4 protein-coding genes are annotated in these 5,564 nt (G+C 71.6%); 3 read left to right on the top strand and 1 reads right to left on the bottom strand.

Annotated elements, in window-relative coordinates:
- Positions 1–79: 79 nt before the first annotated feature.
- Entirely contained in the window at positions 80–1,675 is a 1,596-nt protein-coding gene (locus tag EEJ42_RS34935; protein WP_009717294.1) for an acyl-CoA carboxylase subunit beta, read from the bottom strand.
- 206 nt (positions 1,676–1,881) lie between these two features.
- Between EEJ42_RS34935 and EEJ42_RS34930 the strand changes: the two genes are divergently transcribed.
- From EEJ42_RS34930 to EEJ42_RS34920, 3 genes are all read left to right on the top strand, one after another.
- Complete coding sequence (locus EEJ42_RS34930) at positions 1,882–2,769, top strand: biotin--[acetyl-CoA-carboxylase] ligase (protein ID WP_123106213.1); 888 nt, start codon at positions 1,882–1,884, stop codon at positions 2,767–2,769.
- Positions 2,770–2,918: 149 nt separating this feature from the next.
- Entirely contained in the window at positions 2,919–4,208 is a 1,290-nt protein-coding gene (locus EEJ42_RS34925) for an adenylate/guanylate cyclase domain-containing protein (RefSeq protein ID WP_123106211.1), read from the top strand.
- Between the two features lie 83 nt (positions 4,209–4,291).
- On the top strand, positions 4,292–5,564 hold a 1,273-nt coding region (locus EEJ42_RS34920), incomplete at its 3' end, for a cytochrome P450 family protein (RefSeq protein ID WP_148082138.1).

Here is a 5,564-nt window from a genome sequence, read left to right as displayed (position 1 = left end):
ACCGAAACCAGAGGCCCTCGCCTCGTTCAAGCACCACTCACAGCGCGTCGCCCGTCACCAACGTGCCGGGACAGCACACCTAGAGGGGGATGTTGCCGTGCTTCTTCGGGGGCAGTTGCTCGCGCTTGTTCCGCAGGGTGCGCAGTCCCCGAACGATGTGGCGGCGGGTCTCGGACGGCATGATGACCGCGTCGACGTAGCCGCGCTCGGCCGCCGTGTACGGGTTGAGCAGGGTGTCCTCGTAGTCCGCGATGAGTTCGGAGCGGGTCGCCTCGGGGTCGTCGGCGGCCGCGATCGTACGGCGGTGCAGGATGTTGACCGCGCCCTGGGCGCCCATGACGGCGATCTGCGCGGTGGGCCAGGCCAGGTTGAGGTCGGCACCCAGGTGCTTGGAGCCCATCACGTCGTACGCGCCGCCGAAGGCCTTGCGGGTGATGACGGTGATGAGCGGGACGGTGGCCTCCGCGTACGCGAAGATCAGCTTGGCGCCGCGCCGGATGATGCCGTTGTACTCCTGGTCGGTGCCGGGCAGGAAGCCGGGCACGTCGACGAAGGTCAGCACGGGCACGTTGAACGCGTCGCAGGTGCGGACGAAGCGGGCGGCCTTCTCGGAGGCGCCGATGTCCAGGCAACCGGCGAACTGCATCGGCTGGTTGGCCACGATGCCCACCGGGTGGCCCTCGACCCGTCCGAAGCCGGTGATGATGTTGGGCGCGAAGAGCGCCTGGGTCTCCAGGAACTCGTTGTCGTCCAGGACGTGCTCGATGGCCCGGTGCATGTCGTACGGCTGGTTCGCCGAGTCCGGGATGAGGACGTCCAGCTCCCGGTCCTCGTCCGAGGTCTCCAGGTCGGCCTCGTCGGGGAAGGCGGGCGGCTCGGAGAGGTTGTTGGACGGCAGGTACGACAGCAGCGTCTTGACGTACTCGATGGCGTCCTTCTCGTCGCCGCCCATGTAGTGCGCGACGCCGGAGGTGGTGTTGTGGGTGCGGGCGCCGCCCAGCGCCTCGAAGCCGACGTCCTCACCGGTGACCGTCTTGATCACATCCGGTCCGGTGATGAACATGTGCGACGTCTGGTCGACCATGACCGTGAAGTCGGTGATCGCGGGCGAGTAGACCGCGCCGCCCGCGCACGGCCCGACGATCAGGCTGATCTGCGGGATCACCCCGGAGGCGTGAACGTTTCGGCGGAAGATCTCGGCGAACAGGCCGAGCGCCACCACGCCCTCCTGGATCCGGGCGCCGCCGCCGTCGTTGATCCCGACGATGGGGCAGCCGGTCTTCAGCGCGAAGTCCATCACCTTCACGATCTTCTCGCCGTAGACCTCGCCCAGCGAGCCGCCGAAGATCGTGAAGTCCTGGGAGTAGACGCACACCGGGCGCCCGTCGACCGTGCCGTAGCCGGTCACGACGCCGTCCCCGTAGGGCCGGTTCTTCTCGATGCCGAAATTGGTGGAGCGGTGCCGGGCGAACTCGTCCAGCTCCGTGAAGGACCCCTCGTCGAGGAGCAGGTCGATGCGCTCGCGCGCGGTCAGCTTGCCCTTGGCGTGCTGCTTCTCGACCGCCCGCGCGGAGCCCGCGTGTGTCGCTTCTTCGATGCGGCGCTGAAGGTCCGCGAGCTTCCCCGCGGTGGTGTGACGATCTGGAATCTCGGGGGCAATCTCCGGCTCGGACATCGGGATGCGGCTCCTGCTCGTCCTGGGGGTGGATTCTGGGACCGTGACGCTGTGGGTCGTGACGCTGTGGATCGGGGCGATAGCGGTGTGGTGGGCGGGGTTGATGGGGTTTTGTGCCGGCTGGGCTACCGGTCCGTAGCGTATCGGCGCCACCGCTGGGTGGCACTGCGTCGTTGGCCACACCTCCTGGTCCTAGGCTGGCCCGTATGACGCCATCTGACACCCCCGGGGGCCCAGGAGATCCGCGCGGCCGCTGGACGGACCTGGAACGGCCACCGCTGAACGCGACCGCCCTGAGCCGCGCCCTGGTACGCCCCGGTGGGCTGTGGGCCGAGCTGGAGGTGGTGCAGGCGACCGGCTCGACCAACACCGATCTGGTGGCCCGGGCCGGGGCCGGCGCCCCGGAGGGCGTCGTCCTCGTCGCCGAGGAGCAGAACGCCGGGCGCGGCCGCCTCGACCGCACCTGGACCGCCCCGCCCCGGTCCGGCTTGTTCTTCTCCATTCTGCTGCGGCCCGGCGCGGCCGGCGTCCCCACGTCCCGCTGGGGCTGGCTGCCGCTGCTCGCCGGGGTGGCGAGCGCGGGGGCGCTGAGCCGGGCGGCGGGCGTGGACACCGCGCTGAAGTGGCCGAACGACCTGCTGGTGCCGGTCGGCGGCGAGGAGCGGAAGTTCGGCGGGATCCTGGCCGAACGGGCCGATGACGCCGTGGTGATCGGTGTCGGCCTGAACGTTTCCCTGCGTGCCGATGAACTTCCCGTGCCGACGGCCGGTTCGCTGGCCCTCGCGAACGCGATCACCACCGACCGCGACCCGCTGCTGCGCGCCGTCCTGCGGTCCATCGAGCAGTGGTACGGGGAGTGGTGCCGCCTCGAGGGCGACCCCGCGGCGTGCGGCCTCCAGGAGGCGTACGCGGCGGGCTGTGCGACCTTGGGACGACGGGTCCGCGCGGAACTCCCGGGCGGCGGGGCGACCGTCGGCGAGGCCGTCGCGATCGACGGCGACGGGCGGCTGGTGCTGGCCTCGGACGCCGGGGTGCAGGAGCCGGTCTCGGCCGGTGACATCGTGCACCTGCGCCCCGCGTCACCGGAGGAGTAGTCACGGGAGGAGTAAGGGACGCAGTGCAGAGTGAGCTAGGGCACACCTGACGTATCGTGGTGGCGGTCCGTCCAGTTCGGGGCGGCCGCGGGCCGAACCGGAAGAAGGAACGTAAGGGCAGTGCGCACGGATCGGACAGGGGGCGGGCGGTGACCGCCGACGACGCGGGTTCCGGCGCGGCCGAGGGGCACGGTGCCCCGGACGCCGCCGCGGAAGCCACCGCCGGAGAAGCCACCGCGGGACAGGATGGTGCCGGGCAGGACGCCGCCGTACGGGAGTCGGCCGTACGGGAGTCGGCCGTACCGGAGTCAGCCGTACCGGAGTCGGCAGACGCCACCGGGGTCACCGGGCCCATCGAGGACCCCGAGGCCGTCGAGGACGCCGACGCCGACGCCCCGGACCCCATCGCGCTCCGGCTGGAACAGCTGATCCTCGGCGCCGAGCGGCGCTACACCCCCTTCCAGGCCGCCCGCAGCGCGGGCGTCTCCGTCGAACTGGCCACCCGCTTCTGGCGGGCGATGGGCTTCGCCGACATCGGCCAGGCCAAGGCGCTCACCGAAGCGGACGTCCTCGCCCTGCGACGGCTGTCCGGTCTGGTCGAGGCGGGGCTGCTGAGCGAGCCCATGGCGATCCAGGTGGCGCGGTCCACCGGGCAGACCACCGCGCGGCTCGCGGACTGGCAGATCGACTCCTTCCTGGAGGGGCTCACCGAACCCCAGGAGTCCGGGATGACCCGGACCGAGATCACCTACCCGCTGGTCGAGCTGTTGCTGCCGGAGCTGGAAGAGTTCCTGGTGTACGTCTACCGGCGGCAGCTCGCCGCCGCGACCGGCCGGGTGGTGCAGGCCGCGGACGACGCGGAGATGGTGGACCGGCGGCTCGCGGTCGGCTTCGCGGACCTGGTGAGCTTCACCCGGCTGACCCGGCGGCTGGAGGAAGAGGAGCTGGGCGAGCTGGTCGAGGCGTTCGAGACCACGGCCGCCGACCTGGTGGCCGCGCACGGCGGCCGGTTGATCAAGACCCTGGGCGACGAGGTGCTGTACGCGGCCGACGACGCGGGCATCGCCGCCGAGATCGGACTGCGGCTGATCGAGACCCTGACTCATGACGAGACGATGCCCGAGCTGCGCGTCGGGATCGCCTTCGGCACGGTCGCGACCCGCATGGGCGACGTCTTCGGGACGACGGTGAACCTGGCGAGCCGGTTGACCTCCATAGCCCCCAAGAACGCGGTCCTGGTGGACGGCGCGTTCGCGGAGGAGCTGAGCCACACCGGGGAGGCCCCGGTGTCGGAGGCGGAGGCCGCGGAGGCGGCCGCCAAGGCCGAGAAGGAGGGCCTGGAGCCGCCCTCGTACCGCTTCGCGCTCCAGCCGATGTGGCAGCGGCCGGTGCGTGGGCTCGGGGTCGTGGAGCCATGGCTGCTGAGCCGCCGCGGTTGAGCCGCCGGTGCGGCGATTGACGAATCTCACCAATCGCTGAAGTCGGCACGAGGCGGAAAACCGGTCCGCTAGCGTACGTCGGCATGATCGACGACCCGGCTGAAGCGGGCGAGGCCGTGCCTCTGCACACGCCCGAGTTCGCCAAGGACCCGTCCGCCGTCTACCGGCGACTGCGCGAGACGTACGGCCCGCTGGCGCGGGTGGAGCTGGACCCGGGCGTCACCGCGACCCTGTGCGTCGGCTACGACACCGCGCTGGAGATCCTGCGCCGTCCCGAGACGTTCTCCAAGGACCCGCGGCGCTGGCGGGCGAAGAACGAGGGCCGGGTCCCCGACACCAGCCACGCCGGGCAGATCATCCGCTACCGGCCGCAGCCCACCGCGGTGGACGGCGAGGAGCACCAGCGGTACCGCAACGCCATCGACGACTCCACCAGCCGCATCGACCCGGGCGCGCTGCGCGGCTACGTCGAGCGGATCGCCGACTCCCTGATCGACCAGTTCTGCGACGCGGGCGAGGCCGACCTGGTCGGCGAGTACTGTGCGCTGCTGCCGCTGCTCGTCCTCGGCGAACTCTTCGGCTGCCCGCGCGAGATCGCGGACCGGCTCTTCACCGGTCTCGCGCACCTGTTCGACGGTACGGACGTGGCGGAGGCCGACCGCACGATCACCGCGGCGCTCCAGGAACTCGTCGCCCTCAAGCGCGCCCGGCCCGCCGCCGACGTCACCTCCTGGCTGATCGCCCACCCCGAACGGCTCGCCGACCACGAACTCGTCGAGCAGCTGATGCTCCTGACCGCCTCCGGCAGCGACCCGGTGATCAACCTGATCGGCAACGCCCTGCGCGTGCTGATGACCGACGACCGCTTCGCGGGCGGCCTCTCCGGCGGCAGCATGCTCGTCGAGGACGCCCTGGACGAGGTGCTGTGGACGGACCCGCCGCTGGCCAACCTCGCGGTCCACTTCCCGCGCCACGACGTCACCCTGGCCGGGGTGCGGCTGCGCGAGGGCGAGCCGATCGTGATCAGCTTCGCCGCCGCCAACCAGGACGCGTTACGGGTCTCCGGCCGCAACCGCGGCAACCGCGGCCACCTCGCCTTCAGCGCCGGCCCCCACATGTGCCCCGGCCGCAGCTCGGCCCGCCTCATCGCCTCCGTAGCCATAGAAAAGCTCCTGGACCGCCTCCCGGACGTGGAACTCGCGGCCCCGGAGGACGACCTCCGCTGGCGCCCCGGCATCTACCAACGCGGCCTCACCACCCTCCCCGTCCGCTTCCCGCCCACCCCCCAGGACCCGGACGTCCCACCCCCGCCCCCGGCAACCGAGCCCGCGGCCCCGGATACGGGTGCGGGCGGCT

The organism is Streptomyces botrytidirepellens (assembly GCF_003721215.1).
Classification (GTDB): Bacteria; Actinomycetota; Actinomycetes; order Streptomycetales; family Streptomycetaceae; genus Streptomyces; species Streptomyces himastatinicus.
Note: the sequence above shows the minus strand (reverse complement) of the source record. Positions and strands in the feature narration are given on the sequence as shown.

What these genes read in the sequence shown, in the direction of transcription:
- EEJ42_RS34935 (WP_009717294.1), bottom strand. Translation starts at nt 1,675, where the DNA reads ATGTCCGAGCCGGAGATTGCCCCCGAGATTCCAGATCGTCACACCACC.
- EEJ42_RS34930 (WP_123106213.1), top strand. Translation starts at nt 1,882, where the DNA reads ATGACGCCATCTGACACCCCCGGGGGCCCAGGAGATCCGCGCGGCCGC.